The sequence below is a fragment of the Pseudomonas putida genome, assembly GCF_005080685.1.
GTDB lineage: Bacteria > Pseudomonadota > Gammaproteobacteria > Pseudomonadales > Pseudomonadaceae > Aquipseudomonas > Aquipseudomonas putida_V.
In genome coordinates this window covers 5,069,953-5,094,092 of record NZ_CP039371.1, presented here as the reverse complement: position 1 = coordinate 5,094,092, position 24,140 = coordinate 5,069,953, and the positions used below count along the sequence as shown (strand labels likewise).

Below are 24,140 nucleotides of genomic sequence, written 5' to 3'. Positions count from 1 at the left end.
CTCATGTCCTCGCGGTGTAGGTCATGGCGTCAACTTCGGCGCGCGCATGCTCAACCTGGTCCGGTGTCAGCCGCTCGGCCAGGCGCTGGGCGAATGCGTGTTCATTGCGCTCGGAGATTCCTGTCAAGCGGCCACCGTAGAGCTCACTCACATGGCGGACCTGCTCGATCAGTTGCTCCCGGCCGGGGCGGTGCAGGGGATGGCTGATGATCAGTGTGAACACCGGCGATAGTCGTGGTAGGCGCATTCCTGTTCTCACTGCTGAAGGGTTGTAGCCGTGATCAGCACGGGGTAGTGCTGCAGTCCCAGGCGAGCAGCAATATCGCTGGCAGGTACAGGCATTACCTGCAATCCAGGTGCCCAGCGGCGGATTTCTTGCAGCCGTGCAGAGTTGCTGACATTCACGGCGAGTCCCACTGCCTGGAGGCCTTGAAGTGCTGACAGTTTCTGTCCGAGCCAGGCCTGGGACGTTGGATCATCCCCGACGATGAACATCGGCTGCAGGCCTGCCGCGTTGATTGCACGTCCCTGTACGGGGCCTGGACTCAGTTCTGGAGTCGACACCGGGAATGCCCCACCCGACCGGACGCCAGTTGCAGCCGGGGGAGAGTGCGTAGGCTCAGGCTCGATATCCTGGTAATAGGGCAGAGCAGATGATCCGCCGCGGTCCTCCACCACTGTGAGCACCGCTTGTTGGTCAGCATTGGAGGGCAGGGCAAGGCTGGTTGCGATCGCAAAGGTAAGGGCTTGGACGACGTGTGAGCGCCATGCCTGGTAATAAGTCATGGGTTCTGTACCTCGAACTTGATGCCGGTGACCCGGCTGAGATGTTTCGCGAAGTAGCTACGGTATTTCGCAGCCGGGGCTCCCCCAGCGGGGCGGTGATACCGCCCCGCCGCATCGATCCAGCTTCCACCTTTGGCCTTTTGTTCAGCCAAGATCTGAGCGGTCACCGCCAGGTTTTTGTATGGGTCCAGGCCTTCGCAGGGATAGCTGTAACGATGCCCGTTGAAGCGAATATTGGTCTGTCCCAGCCCCACATCGACCCGAGCAGGCCCAGCCTTAACAATCGCGATCATCAGGGCTTGGCAAGCATCAGCTCGTGTGGCGAAGCGATAGCCGGTACCGGCGACATTCAACGTCCATGGCCAAGGCACAAGCTGCCCGCGCAGTCGTGTGCCGCTTTCCTGCAGCGCCACTGAATAGAGAACAACGGGAGGAACCCCGTGTCTGATTGCGATCGCCTTGTAAGCTTGTGGTGGATCTTCTGCGCCCCATGTGTTGCCGGCGAGCAGCAGCAACGGCAGAAGGCTGAGCCGCCACCCGCTCATTGACGACGCCATAATCCATTCACCTGCGTCACGGCAGCTGGTAGCGAGCCACCGAGCCCGAGTCGTACCCAACGGCCCTGGTCATGATTGAGGGTGATCAGTCGGCTTTTAACGCTGGAGGGGTCAATACCCGCGAGAATTGCCCAGCGGCGGATCCGTTCATCGTCGTTCTGACTACCGACGAAATATAGGTCAAACGGCGTCTGGGATGCCTGCAGCCGTTTGACCTGGTCGATGCATGGCAGGCAGTCGTCTTTGACGAAAAGTGCCATCCGTCCATTGCCCTCAAGAGCAGGGCCACTGCCAGATCCGGCATGGCCCGCAGGGGAGGTCGAAATTTCGATGGCTTTGATGCCAGGGAATAGGCGCTGGTACGCCTCATCGTAAGCTCGCTGATAGGCGAGCTCCCGATCGACTCGCTGACGCTCTGCTTGGACTTGCAGCTCAGCGAACCGACGCCGTTCGCTATCGGATCGGGCCTCGATTCCCAGCGCCGTAAGTGGATCAAGCCCTGGCGAATACACTCCTCGTGGGCCCTGCATCAGCTCTTGATATCGTTCGTACTCCTTGGAGGTTAGGCCCCACTCCTGCGCGACTCTGTCATTGAGCTTGTTCTGCGACAGGGGACTTTCGCTGGTTAACTGGTGAACACTGGAGGCGGGTCCGCCAGCTGCAGTAGGAAGTGGCGCGGCTTCAAGGCCTATTGCGGTAAATGCGCAGGCGCAGGCGATGGCTCGAACGATCGGTAAGTTCATGATGTTTTACTCATGGCTGGATGCTCAGGGTTCGGGTTGTTCCGCCCGCGTCGAAGGTTGCGGTTCGTTCATTCACAGCCTTGAGGCGCCAGGTGCTGCCGCTGACCACTTCGCCAGGCCGAATCAGGTAGATCTGGCTCAGTCGCGTGCTACCGGTGGGGGCAACAGACAGGAAACGCTCTCCGCCTCGATATTCGAGGCCGACCATCTGAAAGGGTGGGGGATCTTGCGGGATGGGTGGGGCTTTAACTGGTGCGGGCTTCGGCTTCGGTCTGGAGGCGGGTTTGCGGGTTGATGCAGTCGCCTGAACCTGGGGCGTGCCCATTTTCTGCAGTTTGCCGTTAAGCGACTCAAGGTCAGCTTTCAGTACCAGGAGATCGCCCGCAGTCGCGGATGAGCGAGTGACTTCTGCTGCAGCTTCGTGGGCTTGCTTTGCAGTGGCTTGAACAGCATCGATCCGGCTCGAGAGCGCTTGTTGGCTGACACGGAAATCTTCCATCGTGACCAGGGGTTTGCCTGACACAGTATCGAGTCGATCGTCGATCGCGCTCACCCTGTTCTGGAGTGCATCGATGGATACTTTTTCTGCTGCTCCATTCACGGTGCGAGATAGGGTCGACAGCTGGTACTGCTGGTACGCAATGATTGCGCTCAGGATGAGCAGTCCCGCAGCGATAGGCAGATGTTTTCGGATCGGCAGTTTCATGGGGGTCCTCTCGAAGCCGAGTACACCCTCGCGTAAGCACGATTCTGTTTCAGCAGAAAATGCTTAGCCCGCCCGCGCGGATTTTTTTGTTTGACGATGACTCCAGCCCGGCACTTCGCTGGACTGCGCCGTAGCTCGATACAGCAGGTTTATCAAGAACTTACGCGCGTCCATCATATGCCGGTGCTTTCTGAAACTTGACCCGGTTTTCCCTCGCGCCGCTCCTATCTGGCTCTTGGAATTCGGGTCGTTCCAAGGAGTCATCATGGCGAAGATCAAGCTCACCAAGACCGCCGTAGAGTCGGCGCAACCCCAGGCCAAGGACATCGAACTACGGGATACCGTGGTGCCGGGTTTCCTCTGCAAGATTACCCCGAAGGGCCGCCGGGTGTTCATGCTCCAGTACCGCACGAACTCCGGGCAGCCCCGCAAGCCCTCGCTGGGCCTGTTCGGGGAACTGACCGTGGAGCAAGCGCGCGTCATGGCGCAGGACTGGCTGGCCGAGGTTCGCCGGGGCGGCGACCCCGGCGGCGCCAAGGCCGAGGCACGCAAGGCACCCACGGTCGAAGCGTTGTGCAAGAAGTTCATGGAGGACTACTCCAAGAAGCGCAACAAGCCCAGCACGCAGCGCGGCTATCAGGCGGTCATCGACCGCTGCATCGTCCCGCTGATTGGTCGCAAGAAGGTGCAGGACGTGAAGCGGCCCGACATTGCCGGATTGATGGAAAAGCTGGCCTACAAGCCGGCCGAGGCGAACAACGCCTTCGGCGTCCTGCGCAAGATGTTCAACCTGGCCGAAGTGTGGGGCTACCGCCCGGACGGCACGAACCCGTGCCGCCACGTCCCGATGTTCCCGCCCGGCGAGGAAACCCGGCTCATCGTGGACGACGAACTGGCGCTGATCTTCCGCCAGTTGGAGAAGCTGGAGGCGGAAGGACTGGAGAACTACGTCATCCCGCTGGCGATTCGCCTGCAATTCGAGTTCGCCGGCCGCCGCTCCGAAATCTGCATGCTTGAATGGGATTGGGTCGATCTGGAGAACCGGCGCGTGGTCTGGCCCGACAGCAAGACCGGCGGCCTCTCCAAGCCCATGAGCGCGGAAGCCTATCGGCTGTTTTCGACGGCGCCGCGCCGTGAAGGCTGCCCCTATGTCCTGCCGTCGCCCAACGACCCGACCAAGCACCTGACCTTTGGCGAGCACTACGGCGGCTGGTGCCGGGTGCTCAAGGCCGCCGGCGTCCCGCACGTCGGCACGCACGGCATCCGCCACCGCTCCACGACCGACATTGCCAATTCGGGCGTGCCGACCAAGGTAGGCATGAAGCTGACGGGCCACAAGACCGTGGCGATGTTCATGCACTACGTCCACACCGAGGACAAGCCGGTGCGGGATGCGGCCGAACTGGTGGCGAGTCGGCGGCAGGCCATCACGGGCGCGCGGCGCCCTGCGGAGGCCACGGCATGAGCAAGAGGACGCTTTCGGTGGCATCCCCGGCTGCCTTGCCGACCGACTATCCCCGTTCCGCAATTTCCGAGACAGTGTCTGGGAAATTCGGCCTCGCCGAGCTGGCCAAGGTCTTCACGCTGCCGTGGTCGGCCTATGCGCTGCTGATTTCGGTCAAGGATGCCCGCGTGACCGGTGGCCGGCATCCCGTCCTGTCGGCTCTGATTGTCGTGCCGGCGTCACGACAATCGGGCGGGTCATCCCTTCTATCTAGGTGCTACACCGGAGACTGGAAAATTATGCCCGTTTCGGGTATAGTTTGGAGGTCGAAGTGACGGACATCCTCAAGCGCAAGGACTTTGCACGCTGGCAGTCGGGCGAGAAGCTGTCCGATGCCGCGTTGTGCAAGGCGGTTCAGGAGATGGAAAGCGGTCTGATCGACGCGGACTTGGGCGGCTCCCTCTACAAGAAGCGGGTGGCCCGCCCCGGCGGTGGCAAGAGCGGCGGTTACCGCACGCTGGTATCGGCCAGGATCGGCAGCCGCTATGTGTTCCTGTATGGGTTCCCGAAGAGCGACAAGGCGAACATCACGCAGGACGAGAAGAAGGCGCTGCAATTCGCCGGCAAGGTGTTCTTGGAACTGTCTGCTGAAGCCTTGTCGAAGGCGTTGCAGTCGGGTGCTTTAGTGGAGGTGCATTGTGAGCAAGATCATTGAATCGCTGCGTGGCGACCTGGCTGCGCTCCACGAAGTGGGCGCGATCAGCAAGGTGACGATGCGCAAGTTCGACGCGATCTGCCCGCCACCGGTGCGGGAGTTCGGTGCTGCAGACATCAAACGCCTGCGCGAAGCCTTGAAATTTAGCCAGCCGGTGTTCGCGCTCCACCTTCACACCACAGCCTCGACGGTGCGCAAATGGGAGCAAGGCGAGACTCGCCCGGCCGGCCCTGCCCTCAAGCTGCTCAACGTCATTGCAGACAAGGGCTTGCAGGCCATCATCTGATGCCTGACTAGGGAGACAGGCATTGGCGACGCGAATTGACCCTTTCAGCTCACAGCATCTTGAAGCCGCTTGCCGTGTGCTTGCAGATACCGAGCGGGGCCTGAGCGGAACGCAGATCGAGCGCCTGCTGCAAGAAATAGAGGTTGCCGACACGTCACCCGGCATCACCAAATGGAAGCGGTTGTTCAATGCGCTGGCTGGCGCGCAGAACCGGCACCAGATCGGGAACCATCTCATCATGTTCATCAATCGCGCGATGAACCCGGTGAACTACGCCCGCGACCCCGCGACGTTCACTTGGCGGCGCGACGAACTCAATGTCGTCCTGGCCTTCTCCGGCTTCTACGTGCGCGAAGACGGTAAGGTTGGACACGCCGACAAGGCCACGACGCTTGATGCCGCGCGCGCCCGAGCTGGACGACTCAAGGCCGCGCTCGAAAGCCGCGTCGTCCACGCGGAAGTGCTGAACTATTGCCGTGCCGAGCTGCTGGACGAAAACTACTTCCATGCCGTGTTCGAGGCAACGAAAGGCGTTGCGGAGCGGATTCGTTTGCTGTCGGGCCTGAACGGCGATGGCGCCGACCTGGTGAGCAAGGCATTCGCAGGCCAGCAACCCGTTCTCACCTTGGGACCGCTCAGCACCGAGTCCGAAAAGAGCGAGCAGAAAGGCTTTGCTAACCTGCTGATCGGCCTGTTTGGCGCCGTGCGCAATCCGCTGGCCCATGCACCCAAGACGAATTGGCCTATGTCCGAGCAGGACGCACTGGACATCCTGACGCTGGTGTCGCTGATTCATCGCAAGCTGGATGGCGCCACGAAAGTCGCCGCCGTATCGCCATAACGGAAAGAGAAGAATGGACGAGGCGATCGTTGTCTTCTCTCGGAAAGGGATTTTTCAGACCACGATCGCCGCGCGCGACGTTCGCAGCCGGGAACATGCGCGCAAGCTGTGGCCCCTGGTATCTCCCGGCGCATCACGGCAGATGGTGACATGGGTCAGCCCGTCCTTTGAAAGCGGGAAGCTGCGTCGGCGATCCCATTTCCGGATGCTTCCTGCCCAGCGCACCTATAGCCCCAAAGCGCACTTCGATGATGAAGAAGCCAGTCGGTGGCGCACCGTGCAGGAAAGCGCCGAACACCGACGCGCGAAGGAGCTTGTCGCGGCTGAACTAGCCCGACGCTTGAACACCGGACTTGCAATGCCCTGGGCGTTCAAGGACGCGGATGCGTCTGACTATCCGCTGGAAGGCAACTTGCTGCTTGGCGCCGATCGGGTGGCGATCGAGCACCCGCTGGAAACACCATTCGGCAGCAAATTCCGACTCGACGTTGCCGTGCTCGGGCCGCCTATCCAGACCGAGCCGATGGTGCTGGGGGGCGTCGAAATCGAACTCGGGCATGCCTTTGATGGGCGCAAGGCGTTAATCGGAAAATCACTCGGATTCCCCCTCATCTCCATCGACATCACTGAGATGACGCTGGCAGAACTCACACCAGAATGGGCGCAGAAGGTGCTGACCGCAACCACGCGGAGTCATGAGCAAGGGCGCCGGCAGACCTACATCTACCTGCATGATCTCCTGTACCCCCTCTACGCGCAGCTACCGGCATTTCTCGACGATGAACAGCGCCACCAGTTTCTGGTGTTTGCGGACGACAACACTCTAAACAAGCTGGTGCGCTGGATGAACGCGCTGGCCGAAAAGCTGGAGTACCCGAAGGGTACGGTCGCCGTTGCCCTGGTCAATGGCAAGAACGAACAGTCGCGCAAGATGCTGGAACGCGCCGGACAAGTGGTTGGCCCCGACTGGGCTGAATTCAACGATCAGCGATGCCTGCGTCTGACTCTTCCGCGGCCAAAAGGTCCGGCTGATCTCCAGGCTCATCGCTTCCACATGACGATGGCGCGCGTTCTGCTGTCGCACGCCGATGCGCTGGTTGGCTACAAGTATTGCAACGGTGTGGACAACAACCACCCCGAAGAAGATGTATGGGTTGCGCATCGCTGGATCGCCGACCTGAAAACTCATACCCAGCATCGCGTATTGCCAAAGCGACTGTCTGAACCGATCAACAGGTTGATCGCGGTGGTTTCGGACCTGCATCGCAATCACGCGGCAACCAGCCAAGAGGCGTGACCATTCCCATACTGAATTTCAATCTATAGCTGTTTTTTGCGCTCTTTTCCGAGGGGCCGAAGAAGACAAAGATGGCAAGCACTCGAATAGGCGTTCTGCATAGACGAAGCCCATCCGCCTGACAGAATCCTGATCGAAATACAGCAGCCAAGCGGCTAGAAGCGCCAGAGAAATGAGTAGTGTTAAGCCTGCTGCGAGCCCTGGATCAGCAAAATGCATTGGGTTGAAGTGGGGAGGTGTCACCTGTAGAACCTTTGCGATCAACAGCCCGTAGAGGACGCCTACGAGACACGATGCGATACCGACCGGTTTCATCGCCAGCATGTTGCGATGGAATCCATAGGCGATGTTCTCTTTCAGCAAGAGCTGCTTGTTCGAGCGCGTGAGTTCGCGAAGTCGTTTGGTTGCACCTATGTATGTATCGTCTGCCTGCTCAGGGTTTGCTAACTCTTCTTCCGCTGTTGGCATCGCGATGCCAAGTTTGGCAGTGATCGCCGTGTGGTAGCGCTGCTTGCTGACACCATCGAGAAACCTGTCGCGGTGGCGCAGTGCAATGGTGGTGGGCATGCCCCCCACTTGGCAACTAAGGTTTCTTCGAGTTCCTTACCGCGGCCACGGGCAACGCTCGCAAGCGCATAAATGGCCCCACAGCCACCAAGCAGGCCAATCACACTCGTAAGCACAGGATGCTTGGCTCCGTAGACGCACAACAACGGAACCAGTACCGGCAAGGCCACAAGAAGCCCAGGAACAACCCGCGCCTTGCGCTCATAAGGATCCTTGACCAGTTCAAAAATTGTTGTCATATGGAGTCAAGCCTGTGCCGTAAGGGCATCGATGTAGGGTTGAATTTCGTCGCGATTTTTCAGCGCGATCTGTTGTGCGAGCGGATCTGGTGCTTCCTTGGTGTGCAAGCCCAGACGTCTTAGTGTGTAGTAAAGGAATGCTTGACGGCATGGAAGCTTGACCTGCCCGTCTTCCATGCCGTAGTCCAACTCCAACACTCGTTTCTTGGCCGCCGGTAAGTCGGGGTGTGGCGCAAGGATCAGAGTCAGCACAGTATGCCAATGCGTATCCTGACTGAAGTCCACTTGGCTCGGCTCTATACCATCGATGCGGAGGATTCGAGCGAGGACGAAATCGCTGAAGCGCTGGCGCTTGTGGCAAAACGCGCGCACGTGCCAACGAAAGCCATCGTAGCCAAGAGCGTGTGGTGACAGCAGGCGAATTGATTCGTTCAAGGACGTCATGGACTGGTAACTGACTCGAATGGCTTCCTGCTGTCGTATTGCACGGACCACCAATTCGACAGTCTGCTCGTCGATGGTGCGCCAGGGAGAAGGCGCCCAATCTGTCTCCGGCGCGGAGCCGATAAAGCTGGCCGCTGACTCAACCACCCCCATCTTGGTTGCCAACAGTTCTGCCAGATAACGTTGTGCAGAGCTTCGCTGGTAAAGCGGACGAAAACTCTGCGCTGCCGTGTAGGTCTTGGAGCTGCGGTCGTATGTCAGGTTATTCGGGGCCAGTTCTGTGTACTTGGCAATGTCAAGTGACGCTTGAGGCACTGATATGCCGAAGTGCTCAGTGAGATCCATTCGATTGATGCGCCGCTCCCAGCGCAACCGAAAATCGATGAATTGAAGTCTGCTCTCCAGCCCCCAGCTCAGCCCCTTGGGCTCAACAGGTTCGGCAGTAGCAACGGGAGGCTCTTGCATCAGTAGCGCCTAAAAAGTAGACGGATCAAAAAAATAGTCGTACATTAACTATACGCGATCACTCCTCGGTCGTCTACCCGGAGACCCCAAGTGCCCACCACCATCACCTTTTTCCCCGTTGACAACGGGGACATGACCCTCATCAAGTTCGGTGATCTTGATGCCACCACGCTACTGATCGACGTAAACATCCGGCAAGATGCCGACGATCCTGATGGGGAAGCGCGTGATGTTGCCAAGGACCTGCGCGATCGACTGAAGAAGGATGAGAACGGCAGGCCATATGTTGATGCCTTCCTGCTGAGCCACCCCGACGACGACCACTGTCGGGGGCTGACTCGGCACTTCTACTTGGGCGAGTTGGACAAATACCCGGATGACAAGAAGGACGACAAGGACAAGAAGATCGTCATTCGCGAGATGTGGTCGTCTCCCATTGTGTTTCGCCGTGCGAGCAAGACCCTTACCTTGTGTGATGACGCGAAGGCGTGGGCTACCGAGGCGCGCCGACGTGTTCAGTTGAACCGAGACAAGAACTTCGCCGTTGGGGCCGGTGATCGCATCCAGATCATGGGGGAGGACATCAATGGAAAGACCGATGACCTCACCTCCATCGTGCGGAAGGTCGATACGCGCTTCTCGACAATCAACGGTAAGAGTTCAGCATTCTTCTCCGCGTTTCTTCTTGCGCCATTGGACGCAAAGGACGATGAGGAAGAGGAAGAGTGCTTGGTCAAAAATCAGTCCAGTGTGATTTTGAACTTCACGTTAGCTGCCGATGCGGCGACACCAGATGGCGCGAAGTTTCTAACTGGCGGAGATGCTGAAGTATTCATCTGGAACCGTCAGTGGCAGCGCCATAAGGCCGATGCCGAGGTTCTGGAGTACGACATCATGCAGACGCCTCATCATTGCTCTTGGCACTCTTTGTCTTACGACAGTTGGTCGAAGTGCGGAGAAAAGGCAAAACTTGATGCCGATGCCCGAGATGCACTGTCACAGACCCGCGACGGCGCCGTCATCGTTGCAAGTTGCAAGCCGATCAAAGATGACGACAGCGATCCGCCCTGCATCCGTGCAAAGCGTGAATACGTCGAAATCGTGGAGGAAGCAAAGGGTGAGTTCTACTGCACGGGTGAATACCCGAGCGAGAAATCCGTGGAACCCCTCGTTTTCACCGTCACTTCCCAAGGTGTGCAGCCCCCCTCGAAGAAGGAAGCTGGATCGAAGGCCGCCGCCGTGATCACCTCCGCGCGAACTCCCATACCGCACGGGGCATCATGACGGACGCTATCGCAGACGCACTGCATCAACTTCAGCGACATCGGGGCTTGACCCGCGTTGGCGAACCAAAGGTAATCGGTGCATTGACGCAGATAGCAGTCGATGTTGCCGTGCAACTGCCAAGCAGGTCTCGGCGTAACGGCGTCTCCGAAACCGGGGTGCGTGCCGTCGAGACATGCGTGCTGGCATTCGGTAGTGACTGGCCCCTATCCGCGCCCAAGCCCTTCTTGCGTGCGGACTTCCCGCTCAACCTGCCACACATAAACCCCCATCGCGAAGGCGAGTTGGTTTCGCCATGCCTGTTCGAAGGATCTTTGAACGAACTGCTGCATCGGTTTGGTCTCGACGCCATTGTCGATCAGTTGGTTGATTGGCTGCACAAGGCTGCCGCCGGAACGTTGTTGGACCTGGAGCAAGGGTGGGAACCGACGCGGCGAGACAGTTGTCCTTCGACCGTTGTCTTCAGTGCCGAAAAGGTCGCGGCCGCCGCCCCCGTTGACGGAGCGGTTTTGGTGGTTTCCGCGGGCTACGTGACGATTGATGGCGGGCTATACGCCATCATCGATGACGAGCTGAGCGCACAAGTCGATCCTGTGTTCTCCCAAGGCGTTCACAACGACAAGTTGGGAAAGTGGGGGAATGGCCATACCGCGACCTTCATTGCGCGGGGACCAATCACCGATGGCCACCCGTTTGTAGTCGAACGCTATCAACCGGAGACGGTTGTCGATCTCACGACACTGCTAGATCGAGCAGCGGAACTTGGTATCGATCGTGACGCTTTAGCCCAAAGCTTGGAGGGTTATTACGGGCGCTCGATTCTGGATATGCAACAAGACTCGCGTGGTTGGGTGCACGGTTTGTACGCGATTGTGATTCTGACTGTACAAAGACCAGTGCCGCTTGTTGGATCACCAGGCCGGAATGTCGAAGTATTGCCCTATGTGGTGCGCTATGAACTCAACGCTCAATCGCTCCTAGAGCGAAATGCCAAGGTTCACCCCGCTTTTCATGCGCATGCGTTGTCTCCCGAGCTGCTGGCACGGACATCTGGTATCCCGTCAGCAGCCACATCACAGCCACTGGTCATCCTTGGCTGCGGTAGTGTGGGATCAAAAATCGCGATGCACCTCGGGCGGGCTGGTTTCGGCTCAATGACTTTCGTTGACAACGAATCCATATCACCTCACAACATAGCGCGGCATGCACTCATTGAGCGAGCATCGGTGCTGATCCCGCCTCGGAAGTCGGCGCTGATGAAGACGGCCTTTGAAGAACTGTCGCATCTTCAATCGCGCGCGTTCGACGCTGACGCTGTGACCCTCCTAGTCGATCCGGAACGGTTCGCCACAAGCGTTCCTCAGGATGCTGCCCTTATCGTGGATACGACGGCTTCACTTCAGGTACTGGCCGCAGAAACGCAATCAAAAGCATTGGACCAATCCCCAACTCGACTGGCACGGGTCGTGATGTATGGCCAGGGGCGCTGTGTCGCGGTTTTGCTTGAAGGGCCAAGTCGCGCCGGTCGGGTTGACGACCTCACGGCATTCTTATTCGAGTGCTGCCGGTTTGTACCAGAACTTCGTGCGTCGATTGCCGGTGATACGTCGGAGCCGACGCGCATTTTTGTAGGGGACAATTGCCGCTCACTGACCATGCCAATGTCAGATACCGTTGTTTCGCGGTCTGCATCACTGGCTGGAGTGCAACTGGAACGCTGGCTCGTTGATGGGCTGCCGAAGGAAGCGACGCTTTGTGCTGGCATCGCGGATGCCGAAGGCCTTGGCATGGCCTGGAGTCGCGCGAGCCTTGGCCCAACCACTGTGCTCGATGTAGCGGACGATGGTGGCTGGAGCGTTCGGATTCTCCACCCTGTGGCGCACGCGATCAATGCTGATGCGCTGCACTGGGGTGCGGTGGAAACAGGAGGCGCCTTGGTTGGCCGTATCTCGTTTGAAAGTCGAACCATCACCATTGCGGGCCTTGTCGAGGCGCCCTCTGACAGTGTTCGCAAGGCAGCCCGCTTCGTCCTTGGAACCAGTGGGCTTGTCCAAAGTTTGCGTGCTGCAAACGAGGTCTCTTTGGGGTATCTCGCTTTCATTGGCACCTGGCACAGCCACCCGAAAGGCGGCGCGCATTCGGGGATAGACCGGAATACATTGCGCAGCATCGCTGTGGATGCAGGTGGTCTCCCCGCCGTGTCGTTAGTATGGACTCCAACAGGACTCACGTGCGCGGTTGACCGATGGTAAGAACAAAGTCACCGACACTTTTTTCAGAGGATGAGGGGGAATTATGGCTGACTACTTCGAGATTGATTTTTTAGGCGTCGAAACAGCGAAAAGCGGGGATGCGATCACGCTACGCTATTCGGTGAATGGCACTGAGGGCGTACACGTCGTTGACGGTGGATACCTGGATACGGGAGATCAGATCGTCGAGCATCTGAAAACCTATTACGGAACAACTGTCATCGACCATGTGATCCTCACGCACCCTGACCGCGACCACGCCAATGGGCTGCGGAAAGTCTTGGAGCAATGCACAGTCAAGAACCTCTGGATCAACAGACCATGGATATACGCAGATCAACTGATTGATCGCTTCGAGAACTATGAGTCAGTTGAAGCCCTGAGAAGGAAGTTGCGGTCCATCTATGATGCCTCGGCAGCGCTTGAGGATATTGCGCTGGAGAAGGGAATTTCTATCCATGCTCCTCTTCAGGGGCAAAGCATTGGCCCATTCATGGTAATGGCACCAACTTTGGGCCGCTATCTTGACCTGATCGTAGATTCATCGAAGACACCGGAAGCTGTTGATGAAAGCGTTATGGATAGTGCGCTAAGCAGCCTATTCCGGGCAGTAAAGGCCGCGACAGCCTATATCAAGTCCCTGTGGGGCGAGGAGTATTTTCCACCTGGCCCCACCAGTCGGGAGAATGAAATGAGTGTGGTGCAGTCGGCTGTGCTGAACGGCCATCGCATTATGCTTACTGGTGATGCAGGACGAGAAGCGTTGCAGGAAGTGATCGACTATGCCCCCTTTGCGGGACTTACGTTGCCCGGAATTCGATACTTCCAAGTGCCTCACCACGGAGGTCGGCACAACGTCTCTACGGAAATTCTGGATCAATTGCTTGGCCCACGCTTGGACGCGATGCCTGACAATCACCACTGGAATGCTATATGCAGCTCCGCCAAAGCGGACGAGGATCACCCGCGGAAGTCGGTGATTCGCGCTGTATTGCACCGGGGCGGGCACTGGGCGGCAACTGAAAGCAAGAACATCCGCATCGGCGCGGGCATCACCCGTGATGGCTGGGTGCCGATTCCTCAGGCGCCGTATCCCGAAGATCAAGAGAATTGACTTCGACAGAACCTCAGCACCATTTTTATTCTCTGCTGGCTACATTATTTGCGTCCCGGCGTGCCGCCGCCGGGTTCGCGGGCTGCGCCCCGCGCTTCGTGCCGAATCGCGGCCATCCGGCTTTGACCCCTGACGCCTTCGGCCCTGGTGGGCCTGCGCGCTCCGCTTGCACAAAGGCGAGTGTGTGCAATGGGCGGGTGTAGGCGGTCTTGCTGTTCCCTTCACCGTATCACGGCGTTCTCGCCGTCAAGGGCTGCGCGTGCTTGCACGCTTGCGGCCCGGCGGCCGTCTGCGACCCATGACTGCTTGCGCTGCGCCGTGCTCTCCACGGTTCCGGGCAATTCCGCCCGAGCAACCGGAGCACGATCATGTCGCAACTGTCCTTTTCCTCGCTGATGGTGCGTGACGCGCAGGGCCGCTACCTGCTGGCGACTGCCGAGCAGATTCTGGAGGCCGCGCGCCAGGCCATCGAGCGCAAGATGCAACGCGGTACGTCGTTCACGTCGCCGGCAGCGGTCAAGGAGTACCTGCGCGCCAAGCTGGCCGGCTTCGAGCATGAGGTGTTCGCGGTGCTGTTCATGGACACGCAGCATCGGCTGATCGAGTACGCCGAGATGTTCCGAGGCACCATCGACGGCGCATCGGTGTATCCGCGTGAGCTGGTCAAGGAGGCGCTGCGGCTCAATGCGGCGGCGGTCATCGTGTCGCACAACCACCCGAGCGGCAATCCCGAGCCGAGCGGTGCCGACCGAGCACTGACCCAGCGGCTCAAGGAGGCACTGGGGCTGGTGGACGTGCGCGTGCTGGATCACATCATCGTCGCGGGCACCGACACCACATCGTTTGCCGAACGTGGCCTGATCTGACCAAGGGGCTTCGGCCCCTTTTTTGCTGCGCCCGGCGCGGGCCGAGCAAAAACGCTGCCATGAATTTCCGAGACAGCGTTTCGGAAATTCATGGCCTGCATGGAGGTATGGGGGGGCTTGCTGTCCCCTTCATCGTGCCACGGCGTTCTCGCCGTCAAGGGCTGCGCGCCGATGGCGCTTGCGTCCTGGCGGCCGTCTGCGACCCCTGACGGCTTGCGCTGCGCCGTGCCCCGGAAGGGTCGGGCAATTCCGCCCGGCATCCTTTCAGGAGTTCACCATGAACCACGCACTCATCACCGACGAGCAGCGCATCGTGCTGCTGGCCAACGGCCGCGCTTCGCTGGAAAACCCGCACTTCGATCCGGCCCCCGTGGTCAAGCTGTTCACGCCGGATGCCAGCGCGACCTGGCTGCTGACCGAGATTGATCCCGATGACCACGACCACGCCTTTGGTCTTTGCGACTTGGGCCTGGGAATGCCGGAAATCGGCTGGGTCAGCTTGAACGAGCTGGCGACCGTGCGCGGCGGGCTGGGCCTGCCGATCGAACGCGATCTGTCTTTCCGCGCCGAGAAACGGTTGAGCGCCTATGCACGCGAAGCGCGGCTGGCCGGGCGTGTCGTTGTCTGACCCGGCCCTTGGAGCGCCGCAAGGCGCTCCATGTGTTTTCTCGACCATCACAGGAGATCAATGCCATGAGCAGCCATCACGATTGGGTCATCGAAGTTTCGGCGCAGCACGACGCGCACAAGCCATTCGCGCCGGAGAACGGCCAGCCGCTTCACTTCAAGATCGGCGACGCGGTGATCTACACCAACGACTTCGGCGCACAGTTCCATCGCCTCGTCACCGGGTTCTACCGGCCTTCCGGGCCTTGCGGGCTGTACGCGCTCGGGCGGCGCTATTTTCTGGATTCGTCCTCACCGTGGATGCCGGTTGCGGAATCCAGCCTGCGCCCTGACGACACGGCTTGATGCCTTCGCGCCCCTTCCGGGGCGCTGCGCGCTTCGCTTGCACTCCAGGGGAAGGCCATGCGGCCATCCCCGCCGCGCTGCGCTTGGCGCCCCTCGATACCACCGCCCCGGCTGCGCCGGCGCGGCAACCCCCACCCACCAGCGGCATTTCATCCTGGGCATTCGGCCCATGCTGTCCATCGTTGATTGCATGGGCGTCCCCGGCCCTCTGGAAGATGGCCGGTCGCGCTGTCGTGCGCGTGGCGCATCGAGCCGCCTACGGCGTCTCGCCCCTGACGGGCTTCCATCGTTCCCTCGCTCCGCTCGGCTGACGCCTTCGGCCCGGATTCCTAGATCCGGGCCTGCGCGCTTCGCTTGCGTGCGGTTCGGCACACAGGGACGGCCGTTGCCATGTCCATCCGTCTCCCCTGACTTCATCACCTTGTCCGCGACCGTAGCCCGCTCCCGTGCGCCGTCAAGGCGCGCAAGGCCGTGTCCTCGCTGCGCTGCGGGCCGCACCAACCCTGCGCTTGTTTCCTTGACGGCCCCCGTCCGCGCGCTCCTTTGGCCGCGGGCGATGAACTCAGGAAAGACGGTGGCAACAGGGTCAACCGGGTTCCTCGTGCCAACCGCACAGAACAGCCGAAAGGCTGGGCTCCGAATCTAGGAATCCGGTGTGCGGTTTGAACAGCAAACCCTTTTCGTCAGGAGAAAGACCATGCAACTCGCATCCCGTTTCGCTTCCCGTTCCCCCTCGCTGCGCAGCGATTACCCGCTGACCGATGACCAGATTCACCGCGTAGCGCCGTCCATCTTCGCGGACGCGCCGCATGAAAGCCGTTCGCAGCGGTACGCCTATATCCCCACCGCCGCCGTGTTGGCCGAGCTTCGCAAAGAAGGTTTCCAGCCCTTCATGGTTTGCCAGACCCGCGTGCGCGATGAAGGCAAGCGCGAACACACCAAACACATGCTGCGCCTGCGCCACGCCAGCCAGATCAATGGCGCGGAGGCTAACGAAATCGTGCTGCTCAATTCCCATGACGGGACGAGCAGCTATCAGATGCTGGCCGGAATGTTCCGGTTCGTGTGCAGCAATGGCCTTGTGTGCGGCGACACCGTGGCCGATGTGCGCGTGCCCCACAAAGGCGACGTTTCCGGGCATGTCATCGAAGGCGCTTACGAAGTTTTGCGCGGCTTCGACCGGGTGAAGGATTCCCGCGATGCCATGCGCGCCATCACGCTGGACGAAGGCGAGGCCGAAGTGTTCGCCCGTTCCGCGCTGGCCCTCAAGTACGACCCCACCGACAACAAGCCCGCGCCCATCACCGAATCGCAAATCCTGATGCCGCGCCGGTTCGATGACCGCCGCCCGGACTTGTGGAGCGTGTTCAACCGTACGCAAGAAAACCTGACCAAAGGCGGATTGCATGGCCGCAGCGCCAACGGACGCCGCCAGCAAACCCGCCCGGTGCAGGGCATTGATTCCGATGTGCGCCTCAATCGCGCCCTCTGGATGCTGGCCGATGGCCTGCGCCAGTTGAAAGCCTGATTCCCCACGCGGCAGGGGCAGGCAGCAGCCCTTGCCGCTTCTTTCGCTGCTGCATCCCTGAACCGATAGGAGTTATCACCATGAACGCCACCGCTACCGAAATTCGCCAAACCGAAGCCCGCGCCCTCAACACCGCCGCCGCTATCCCGCTGGAAGCCGCCGACCCGACCAAGAACCTGATTTTGGTTCCGCTGTCGCGGCTGGTGTCGCGCCCGACCGGGCGCAACGTGCGCAAGACCCCGCGCATGTCCATTCCCGAACTGGCCGCTTCTATCCAGCGTGTCGGCCTGCTGCAAAACCTGATCGTCATTGCCGCCGCCGATGGCGAGCATTACGAAGTGGTGGCCGGTGGCCGCAGGCTGGCCGCGTTGAAGCTGCTGGCGAAGAAGCGCCGCATCAGCAAGGAATGGGACGTGCCTTGCCTGCTGGTGGCCGATGGCACCGCCCGCACGGCCAGCCTCACCGAGAACGTGCAGCGCGAAGCCATGCACCCGGCAGACCAGTTCGAGGCATTTGCCGCGCTGGTGGCCGAAGGCCGACCCATCGAGGACATTGCCGCCGATTTCAGCGTGTCCCCGCTGGTGGTGCAGCGCCGCTTGAAGCTGGCGAACGTCTCGCCCCGGCTGCTGGCCGACTACCGCGCCGAAGCCGTGAGCCTTGACCAGTTGATGGCGCTTGCCATCACTGACGACCACGCCGCGCAGGAAACCGCGTTCTACGACGCGCCGACGTGGCAGCGCAACCCTTCGCAATTGCGCGACCGCCTCACCGAGCGCGAGATTGACGCATACCGGCATCCGCTGGTGCGTTTCGTGGGGCTGGACACCTACGAAGCCGCAGGCGGCGGCATTCGCCGCGACCTGTTCGCGGAAGGCGATGCGGGCGTGTATCTGACCGATGCCGCGCTGCTGGAACGGCTGGCGCAAGACAAGCTGGCAGGCATCGCCGCCGAGGTGAAGGCCGAGGGCTGGGCGTGGGTGGATGCCACGCCGGGCGTGACCCATGCTGATCTGCACGCTTTCCAGCGTGCGCCGAGGGAGCGCCGCGAACCGACCAAGCGCGAAGCAGCCCGCATCGAAAAGCTGCAAACCAAGCTGCACGAACTGGCCGCAGCCGCTGATGATGCGCTGGACGCTGACGACGAGGAAAAGGCCGATGCCTTGCAGGAAGAAGGCGAAGCCGTGGGCGAGCAGTTGCAGTCGCTGGAAGATGGCTTGCAGGACTACGGCGTGACCGTGAAGGCCGCAGCCGGGGCCATCGTCACCATCGACCGCAACGGTGAAGCCGTGATTCATCGCGGCCTGCTGCGCGAAGCCGAAGCCAAGGCGCTGCGCACGCTGGAACGCTTGCGGCAGGGCTTCAGCGGTGCGGAAGCCGACAACGACGACGAAGGCGAGGACGGAGACAGCGAAGGGCAGCCCAAGACTGCCGCCATGTCCGACAAGCTGGCGCAGCGGTTGAGCGCCCACCGGACGGCGGCGCTGCAAATCGAAGTCGCCCGGCATCCGCAAGTGGCACTGGCCGCGCTGGTGCATGGCATGGTGCAGACCATCTTGCAGGGCAGGCATTACGGCCCCCGTCATGATGCGTTGCCGCTGGGCGTGAGCCTCAAAGCGCAAGACCGGCTGGAAGGCATCGCCCCGGACATACCGGATTCGCCCGCTGCCGTGGCGCTGCGCGAGTTGCAGCAGGTCGCCGGCGAAGGCTTGCCGGAGGACAGCGCCGAACTGTTCGCCGTGCTGCTGGCGAAGCCGCAAGATGAACTGGTGCGGCTGCTGGCGGTATGCGTGGCCGTCACGGTGGACGTGGTGACACCGCGTGCCACGCAGCAGCAACCGGGCGCGGAACTGGCGCAGGCCGTGGGGCTGGACATGGCGGCATGGTGGAAGCCCACCAATGAGGGCTATTTCCAGCACATCCCGAAGGCCGCGATTCTGCAAGCCGTGGAGCAGTACGCCCCAGAGCACATCACCCGGCTGGCGAAGTTGAAGAAGGCCGACATTGCCAGCGAAGCCGAACGGCTGGCGGACGGCACCGGCTGGATGCCTGCCATCTTCAAGACCGAAGGCACCGACGACACCACGGCGCAGGATGCGCCGCAGGCCGTGACGGATGACGAACCGGAAGCCATCGACAACGACGACGAGCAGCAGGTCCACGCGCTTGCCGCCTGATCTTCACCACCACCGGGCGCCCCGGTTCCGGCCGGGCGCTTTGCTGTTCCATCAGCATCGGCCCCAGGCCGTACCGCCCTGGTGCCGATGGTCAAAATCCGGGCGCGGCGGTGGCCGCACCCGGTTTCAAGGCCCGAAGCCAGAACGCCCCTTCGCCGCCTTCGGGCAGACGGCGAAGGGGCGGCGCACAAGTGACCTTGTGCGCGGGAAACCCTCGAAGCCCATAAGTGCGTCGGCACACAGCGCCGACGGCATTCCGAACGCGCCCCGCCGCAATGGGCGGGACTTGTGGGGCTACGCCCCGGTTTGCTGCCGCAGGTTGCATGAAAGCGTGCCGTCCTCGACGCTGGCGGTTCGTCGCCTGTACGTCACGAAGGACGGTTCACCGACACGCCGCCCGGCCCTGCAATGGAGCTTCCACGCCACACCTCATGCAAAGGGCCGCAAGCAGCGGCAGGGGCGCTTTCACCTTGTCGCTGGGCATTGACCTTGCCCGTGTCAGAGCGCAGGCCGGTGAAGCCGTCACGCGGGGATGCCGAGTCGGCCATGTCTCCATTCGGGAGTGGGCGGCCAGTACGTCCTTGTGTTGTTGTGAATCTTGGCGGTGGCTGGGCTTCATGGCCGCAACCTTCCAGCGAAAACAATTTCCCCTGCGCTGCGCGCATTCCTCGCGGGACAAATTCTTTTCGCTTTCAGGTTCTCCACGGTGTTGCGACCGCTGCGCGGTGCGGCCAGCCCATCCCCCGCCGACCGGATCACAACAAGGACGCACTGGCACGACCTTGTTCAACCCGAAAGGAGAAATCATCATGGCTAACATCGGCACCTTCACCGCAGACAAAGACGGCTTCACCGGCCAGCTCCGCACCCTGACCCTCAACGTCAAGGTCAAGCTGGTTCCCAACGACAAGGGCGAGAACGAAAGCGCCCCGGACTTCCGCCTTCAGGCGGCCGGCCACGACTTCGGCGCGGCGTGGAAGAAAACCAGCGAGGCCGGGCGGGATTACCTGTCGGTGGCCATCGACGATCCTTCGTTCCCGGCGACGGTCTATGCCCGCCTGATCGAAGGTGAGAACGGCACGCATGACCTGATCTGGTCGCGCAGCAAGCCCAAGGCGGCCTGACGGCCGCCCACCGCGCCCCGCCCATTGCGGCGGGGCGCGGTGCTGCTAATCGCAGCACCGCACGCACAGGGTTTCGTCGGTTGCTTTATGCCCGGCATGTCCAAGACTGGCATCGCCTTGGTGCTGGCCCGATGGTTCGACGCCCGTAGCAGCAAGCACAACATGGCGTGTCGGCGCATTGCGCCGCCGGGCTTTCGGGCTGCGCCCCATGCCGCCAATGGCGTCATGTCCATTCGGCTTCAATCCCTCACGCCTTCGCGCCTGCGGCGCTGCGCGCCCCGCTTGCGGGCATTCAGACGCGCTAGGGCGCGTCGCGCTCTTTCAGCACGGCCTCGAACTCATGGCGCACCTGCGCCAGCAGTTCGTCTGCCTTGTGCGTGTCGTCGCCGGCGTAGGCCAGCGTCAACAGTGTCAGCGGATGCACTTCCATGACCTCGCACAGCTCGGTCAGCTTGTGCAGCGTCGGGCTTTTCAGGTCGCGCTCCAGCGTACTCATGTAGGTGCGGCTGGACACGTCGGAGAACGCTTCCTGGCTCAAGCCTCGCGCCTTCCTGACCGTCCGTATTGCCGTTGCCAATGAGTGTTTCGCTGTCACTAACTTGGTTTCCCCATAAAAACCAAGATGACAGCCCATTGCGCCCTATGGGGCTACAATCTATAGTGTTCATTCGTGGCTGAAAGGCCCGCTTTCGTGCTTTTACGGAAATCCGCATCTGCGGATTCCAACAGAACCGGGGAATCGCATCCGTGTCTTTCCGGCTTCCGACAATTCCGCTTCGGTGCTTCTGTTCTTTTACGGATGCGATGGCTTGCGCATCCTTGCTTCCACACAAATGCACGGATGCGTTTCGGCGGTTCTGCGCTTCGGCACCAAAGCGCATCCGCGCCCCCTCGCTTCCGTGGGAGTTCTGCCCATGACCTTGCCGCTTGTCACCGCTGATGAACGCGCCCGGCTGCTGGCCCACGGCGCGGCGCTCGCCGCTGGTCAGAGGCTCGACCCGCTGCCCGTGGTGCGACTGTTTACCCCCGACGCCCACGCGACCTGGCTGCTGGTGTCGCTTGATCCCGCCGATGGCGATACGGCCTACGGGCTGATCGACCTCGGTATCGGGATGCCCTCGCTGGGCACGGTCAAGCTGTCCGACCTAGCCGGCATCGTCGGGCCGCGCAAGCTGCCGGTGCGGCGGGATCGGTATTTCCAGGCGCTGCGCCCGCTGTCGGAGTACGTCCGGCTGGCGCAGGAGAACGGCGCGATCACGGACTGATGAAGGCCAGCGCAGCCCAGCCAGCCGGGGCGCATTGTGACTATTTCGGTCTTAGCCAAGACCTGTACGGTCTCAATCGGCATTGATGCACCGAAGCGGTGCCAGCCTGTTGCAAACAGTCATGATCTTTCACGCAGCCTGCGGCACGGTATCCGATGCCGCGCACCATTTCCGGGTGGCGTAGCCGTCGCATTCAGACGATTTCCGCAAGACGCCGGAGCCAAACGGTCTTGACACTGACAGTTACAGCTTAACCTTTTTTGATGACGACCTGATGGCGTTTCGATAGCTCCCGTGCAGCGGAATCCGTGGCGGCGCATCCCAAGCACAGGGAGGTTCCGCCATGACTGATCGCAGCGCCGAACACTGGTATCCGACAGCAGCTTATCTCTACATCCTGCACCTGGACGGCCCCGCGCTGGCCTGGGAGTACCTGCGAAGGAATCCCGACTACCGCCGCGACTGGCTGCGCCGTCGCCGCCGGCCGGACGCAGCGCAGGCGTGGGGCCTGCGCCTGCTGGAAGACCCGGCCCTGGATGCGCGCGACGCGCATCCGATCTGGTTCCCCGATCACGATGCCGTGGTGCAGCTCTACCCAGATGCCGACCCACCGCCCGAGGCCCATGCCTTCGAGTTCTGGCGCGTCCCTGGCCGCAAGCAACTGATCCACGACGGCAAGCGCCTGGTGCTGGTGTCGCACTGGCCCGGCTGCTGCCTGCGGTTCTCGCTCGGGCCGGGTCTGGAAGACGGCATGGCCTACCTCTACGCCACCCGCGCCTGCGCCACGCCTTGCGCACGTTATCGCACGCTCGCGGCCGAGCTGGATGCGCTGTCGGCCGCGACCGTCGCCGCGCCTACGGCGGCGGCCCGCTCTCGGCCCACACCGGCCGCGGTGCTCGAACTACACACCTTGCAGGCGCTCGACGCGACCCTGGCGGGCGCGTCCTTGCGCGAAGTCGCCGAAGGGTTGTTTGGCGCGGATGCCGTTGCGGCCGACTGGCACAAGGACAGCGCCTTGCGTGCCCGCGTGCGGCGGCTGGTGCGCCGTGGCGAGGCGCTGATGCGCGGCGGCTATCGCAGCCTGGCGCAGCTCCCGCCAGTTGCATCGCGGTAAGGGGGGACGTTTTGCAGTCCCTGCAATTCGTCCCTTAGCAGGAAGCCTGAATTTCTCGAAAGTGCCTCTATCCGGCCGCGTGGTGTGGCCGGGCTTGATGGAGGACCATCCCATGCGACCCGCTCCCTTGCGGCCTGCCGCCGCTGCTGTCGCTGCGCCGGCGCAGCCCCAACGCTACCTCACCAACGACGAAGCCGCCGACTACCTGCGCCTGTCGCCGCGCACGCTGGAGAAACAGCGCGTGATCGGCGGCGGGCCGAAGTTCCGCAAGTTCGGCCGCCGCGTCATGTATGCCGTGAGCGACCTTGATGCCTGGGCCGATGCGCGCAGCTTCGCGGCGACTTCCGACCCGGAATATGCCGAGCGGCATGCGGGCGACTACCGTGACGGCCGCTGACTTCTGGCTCGCCGGTGGCCATTGCCATGTCCAGCCCATCGCTGCCCCTGCGGCAGCGACCAGTGCAGCAGCGCGAACAGCTCGACCTGTTCCGCGCGCTGCCGGGCGACATGGCGCCGCGCGACAGCCAGGACTTGATGGCCTTTCCGTTCTTCTCGCTGGCGAAGTCGCGGCGCACGGCGCCGATCGACTTCCGCGCCGGCGGCATCACCATCCGCGTGGAGGGCACGCAGGAGCACGGCATCGCCACGATCTGGGATGCCGACATCCTGATCTGGGCCGCCAGCCAGATCGTGGAAGCCCGCGATGCGGGCATCCCGACCTCGCGGCTGATGCAGGTGCGCCCCTACGAGATCCTACGTTTCATCGGGCGCGGTACGTCGCTGCGCGACTACCAGCGCCTCAAAGCGGCCCTGGATCGCCTGCAATCGACCACGGTGGCCACGTCCATCCGCGAAACCACGGGAAGGCGGCTGCACCGTTTCTCGTGGATCAACGAGTGGAAGGAACTGGCCGATGCCAGCGGCACGCCGCTGGGCATCGAGCTGATCCTGCCGGACTGGTTCTACGCGGGCGTGGTGGACGCCGCCCTGGTGCTGACCATCGACCCGACGTACTTCCGGCTCACTGGAGGCATCGAACGCTGGCTGTACCGCCTGGTGCGCAAGCATGGCGGCCGGCAGGAGCACGGCTGGCAATTCGATTTCCAGCACCTGTACCGCAAGTCGGGCAGCGTGGCGCGCTTCTACGACTTCGCCGCCGACCTGCGGGCATTGGTCGCGCGGCAGTCGTTGCCCGGCTACGTCCTGGGCATCGAGCGCATGCCCGGCGAGAAAACCGAACTGCTGACCTTCCGGCCCGTGCCGCCCACGGCACGGGGATAACTGCGGGAAAACCTGTTAATTCACTCGTGCTATCAGGCAACAGAAGGCTCGTGCTATCAGGCAACAAATCCTCGTG

26 protein-coding genes and 1 pseudogene are annotated in these 24,140 nt (G+C 61.7%); 19 read left to right on the top strand and 8 right to left on the bottom strand.

What is annotated here, in order from left to right; all coding sequences use genetic code 11:
• Nucleotide 1: 1 nt before the first annotated feature.
• From E6B08_RS23675 to E6B08_RS23655, 5 genes are read right to left on the bottom strand one after another with little or no spacing between them, the layout of a single operon-like run.
• Complete coding sequence (locus E6B08_RS23675; RefSeq protein WP_136916185.1) at nucleotides 2–247, bottom strand: hypothetical protein; 246 nt, start codon at nucleotides 245–247, stop codon at nucleotides 2–4.
• 8 nt (nucleotides 248–255) lie between these two features.
• Nucleotides 256–786, bottom strand: a complete 531-nt coding sequence (locus E6B08_RS23670) for an integrating conjugative element protein (RefSeq protein WP_136916184.1) — start codon at nucleotides 784–786, stop codon at nucleotides 256–258.
• On the bottom strand, nucleotides 783–1,331 hold the full coding sequence (locus tag E6B08_RS23665; protein WP_136917483.1) for a lytic transglycosylase domain-containing protein: 549 nt from the start codon (nucleotides 1,329–1,331) through the stop codon (nucleotides 783–785). The genes E6B08_RS23670 and E6B08_RS23665 overlap by 4 nt, the downstream gene beginning before the upstream one ends.
• Nucleotides 1,328–2,086: a TIGR03759 family integrating conjugative element protein gene (locus tag E6B08_RS23660; protein ID WP_136916183.1), complete on the bottom strand. Its 759-nt coding sequence runs from the start codon at nucleotides 2,084–2,086 to the stop codon at nucleotides 1,328–1,330. The genes E6B08_RS23665 and E6B08_RS23660 overlap by 4 nt, the downstream gene beginning before the upstream one ends.
• Nucleotides 2,087–2,096: 10 nt before the next feature.
• A complete protein-coding gene (locus tag E6B08_RS23655; RefSeq protein WP_136916182.1) occupies nucleotides 2,097–2,792 on the bottom strand; it encodes a methyl-accepting chemotaxis protein in 696 nt (231 codons plus the stop codon).
• 265 nt (nucleotides 2,793–3,057) lie between these two features.
• On the opposite strand from E6B08_RS23655, the gene E6B08_RS23650 reads away from it, so the two are divergent.
• The 6 genes from E6B08_RS23650 to E6B08_RS23625 are packed head-to-tail and all read left to right on the top strand — an operon-like array spanning nucleotide 3,058 to nucleotide 7,375.
• Nucleotides 3,058–4,257 (top strand): tyrosine-type recombinase/integrase, encoded by a 1,200-nt coding sequence (locus E6B08_RS23650; protein WP_115759684.1) that lies wholly within the window; start codon nucleotides 3,058–3,060, stop codon nucleotides 4,255–4,257.
• Complete coding sequence (locus E6B08_RS23645; protein ID WP_115759683.1) at nucleotides 4,254–4,571, top strand: hypothetical protein; 318 nt, start codon at nucleotides 4,254–4,256, stop codon at nucleotides 4,569–4,571. The genes E6B08_RS23650 and E6B08_RS23645 overlap by 4 nt, the downstream gene beginning before the upstream one ends.
• Entirely contained in the window at nucleotides 4,568–4,951 is a 384-nt protein-coding gene (locus E6B08_RS23640) for a type II toxin-antitoxin system RelE/ParE family toxin (RefSeq protein WP_115759871.1), read from the top strand. The genes E6B08_RS23645 and E6B08_RS23640 overlap by 4 nt, the downstream gene beginning before the upstream one ends.
• The gene (locus E6B08_RS23635; protein WP_005304626.1) at nucleotides 4,935–5,237 is read left to right on the top strand and encodes a helix-turn-helix domain-containing protein; all 303 of its coding nucleotides are present in this window, start codon (nucleotides 4,935–4,937) and stop codon (nucleotides 5,235–5,237) included. Before E6B08_RS23640 ends, E6B08_RS23635 begins: the two co-directional genes overlap by 17 nt.
• A 22-nt stretch (nucleotides 5,238–5,259) precedes the next feature.
• Nucleotides 5,260–6,078, top strand: a complete 819-nt coding sequence (locus E6B08_RS23630) for a TIGR02391 family protein (protein ID WP_115759682.1) — start codon at nucleotides 5,260–5,262, stop codon at nucleotides 6,076–6,078.
• A 13-nt stretch (nucleotides 6,079–6,091) separates the two neighbouring features.
• On the top strand, nucleotides 6,092–7,375 hold the full coding sequence (locus tag E6B08_RS23625; protein ID WP_115759681.1) for a hypothetical protein: 1,284 nt from the start codon (nucleotides 6,092–6,094) through the stop codon (nucleotides 7,373–7,375).
• An 18-nt stretch (nucleotides 7,376–7,393) separates the two neighbouring features.
• On the opposite strand, the pseudogene E6B08_RS23620 reads toward E6B08_RS23625, so the two are convergent.
• Both E6B08_RS23620 and E6B08_RS23615 read right to left on the bottom strand, forming a co-directional pair.
• Nucleotides 7,394–8,181, bottom strand: a pseudogene (locus E6B08_RS23620) (hypothetical protein).
• Nucleotides 8,182–8,187: 6 nt separating this feature from the next.
• The gene (locus tag E6B08_RS23615) at nucleotides 8,188–9,090 is read right to left on the bottom strand and encodes a helix-turn-helix transcriptional regulator (RefSeq protein WP_077933495.1); all 903 of its coding nucleotides are present in this window, start codon (nucleotides 9,088–9,090) and stop codon (nucleotides 8,188–8,190) included.
• Nucleotides 9,091–9,180: 90 nt separating this feature from the next.
• On the opposite strand from E6B08_RS23615, the gene E6B08_RS23610 reads away from it, so the two are divergent.
• The 9 genes from E6B08_RS23610 to E6B08_RS23560 all read left to right on the top strand — a co-directional run bounded on the left by E6B08_RS23610 (nucleotide 9,181) and on the right by E6B08_RS23560 (nucleotide 20,404).
• Nucleotides 9,181–10,374: a metallohydrolase gene (locus E6B08_RS23610; protein WP_128619501.1), complete on the top strand. Its 1,194-nt coding sequence runs from the start codon at nucleotides 9,181–9,183 to the stop codon at nucleotides 10,372–10,374.
• Nucleotides 10,371–12,626, top strand: a complete 2,256-nt coding sequence (locus E6B08_RS23605) for a ThiF family adenylyltransferase (RefSeq protein WP_115759678.1) — start codon at nucleotides 10,371–10,373, stop codon at nucleotides 12,624–12,626. Before E6B08_RS23610 ends, E6B08_RS23605 begins: the two co-directional genes overlap by 4 nt.
• A 43-nt stretch (nucleotides 12,627–12,669) precedes the next feature.
• Complete coding sequence (locus E6B08_RS23600; protein ID WP_115759677.1) at nucleotides 12,670–13,740, top strand: competence protein ComEC; 1,071 nt, start codon at nucleotides 12,670–12,672, stop codon at nucleotides 13,738–13,740.
• A gap of 368 nt (nucleotides 13,741–14,108) precedes the next feature.
• On the top strand, nucleotides 14,109–14,606 hold the full coding sequence (gene radC / locus E6B08_RS23595) for a RadC family protein (RefSeq protein WP_115759676.1): 498 nt from the start codon (nucleotides 14,109–14,111) through the stop codon (nucleotides 14,604–14,606).
• Nucleotides 14,607–14,883: 277 nt separating this feature from the next.
• Nucleotides 14,884–15,234: a DUF2958 domain-containing protein gene (locus tag E6B08_RS23585; protein ID WP_115759675.1), complete on the top strand. Its 351-nt coding sequence runs from the start codon at nucleotides 14,884–14,886 to the stop codon at nucleotides 15,232–15,234.
• 65 nt (nucleotides 15,235–15,299) lie between these two features.
• Nucleotides 15,300–15,578 carry a hypothetical protein gene (locus E6B08_RS23580; protein WP_115759674.1) on the top strand — a complete coding sequence of 93 codons (279 nt, stop codon included), beginning with the start codon at nucleotides 15,300–15,302 and terminating at the stop codon, nucleotides 15,576–15,578.
• Between the two features lie 697 nt (nucleotides 15,579–16,275).
• Entirely contained in the window at nucleotides 16,276–17,106 is an 831-nt protein-coding gene (locus E6B08_RS23575) for a DUF932 domain-containing protein (RefSeq protein WP_100632617.1), read from the top strand.
• 80 nt (nucleotides 17,107–17,186) lie between these two features.
• Nucleotides 17,187–19,280, top strand: coding sequence for a ParB/RepB/Spo0J family partition protein (locus tag E6B08_RS23570; RefSeq protein WP_115759673.1), 2,094 nt, complete (start codon nucleotides 17,187–17,189; stop codon nucleotides 19,278–19,280).
• Nucleotides 19,281–20,089: 809 nt separating this feature from the next.
• The gene (locus tag E6B08_RS23560; protein ID WP_115759672.1) at nucleotides 20,090–20,404 is read left to right on the top strand and encodes a DUF736 domain-containing protein; all 315 of its coding nucleotides are present in this window, start codon (nucleotides 20,090–20,092) and stop codon (nucleotides 20,402–20,404) included.
• Between the two features lie 301 nt (nucleotides 20,405–20,705).
• Here E6B08_RS23560 and E6B08_RS23555 read toward each other — a convergent pair whose 3' ends face one another.
• Nucleotides 20,706–20,999 (bottom strand): helix-turn-helix domain-containing protein, encoded by a 294-nt coding sequence (locus E6B08_RS23555; RefSeq protein ID WP_115759870.1) that lies wholly within the window; start codon nucleotides 20,997–20,999, stop codon nucleotides 20,706–20,708.
• A gap of 319 nt (nucleotides 21,000–21,318) precedes the next feature.
• On the opposite strand from E6B08_RS23555, the gene E6B08_RS23550 reads away from it, so the two are divergent.
• The 4 genes from E6B08_RS23550 to E6B08_RS23535 all read left to right on the top strand — a co-directional run bounded on the left by E6B08_RS23550 (nucleotide 21,319) and on the right by E6B08_RS23535 (nucleotide 24,064).
• Nucleotides 21,319–21,669, top strand: a complete 351-nt coding sequence (locus tag E6B08_RS23550; RefSeq protein ID WP_115759671.1) for a DUF2958 domain-containing protein — start codon at nucleotides 21,319–21,321, stop codon at nucleotides 21,667–21,669.
• A 343-nt stretch (nucleotides 21,670–22,012) separates the two neighbouring features.
• Nucleotides 22,013–22,783: a DUF2285 domain-containing protein gene (locus tag E6B08_RS23545; protein WP_115759670.1), complete on the top strand. Its 771-nt coding sequence runs from the start codon at nucleotides 22,013–22,015 to the stop codon at nucleotides 22,781–22,783.
• Between the two features lie 112 nt (nucleotides 22,784–22,895).
• Nucleotides 22,896–23,180, top strand: a complete 285-nt coding sequence (locus tag E6B08_RS23540; protein ID WP_049445253.1) for a helix-turn-helix transcriptional regulator — start codon at nucleotides 22,896–22,898, stop codon at nucleotides 23,178–23,180.
• 26 nt (nucleotides 23,181–23,206) lie between these two features.
• Nucleotides 23,207–24,064 carry a replication initiator protein A gene (locus E6B08_RS23535; protein WP_073664728.1) on the top strand — a complete coding sequence of 286 codons (858 nt, stop codon included), beginning with the start codon at nucleotides 23,207–23,209 and terminating at the stop codon, nucleotides 24,062–24,064.
• Nucleotides 24,065–24,140 lie beyond the last annotated feature (76 nt).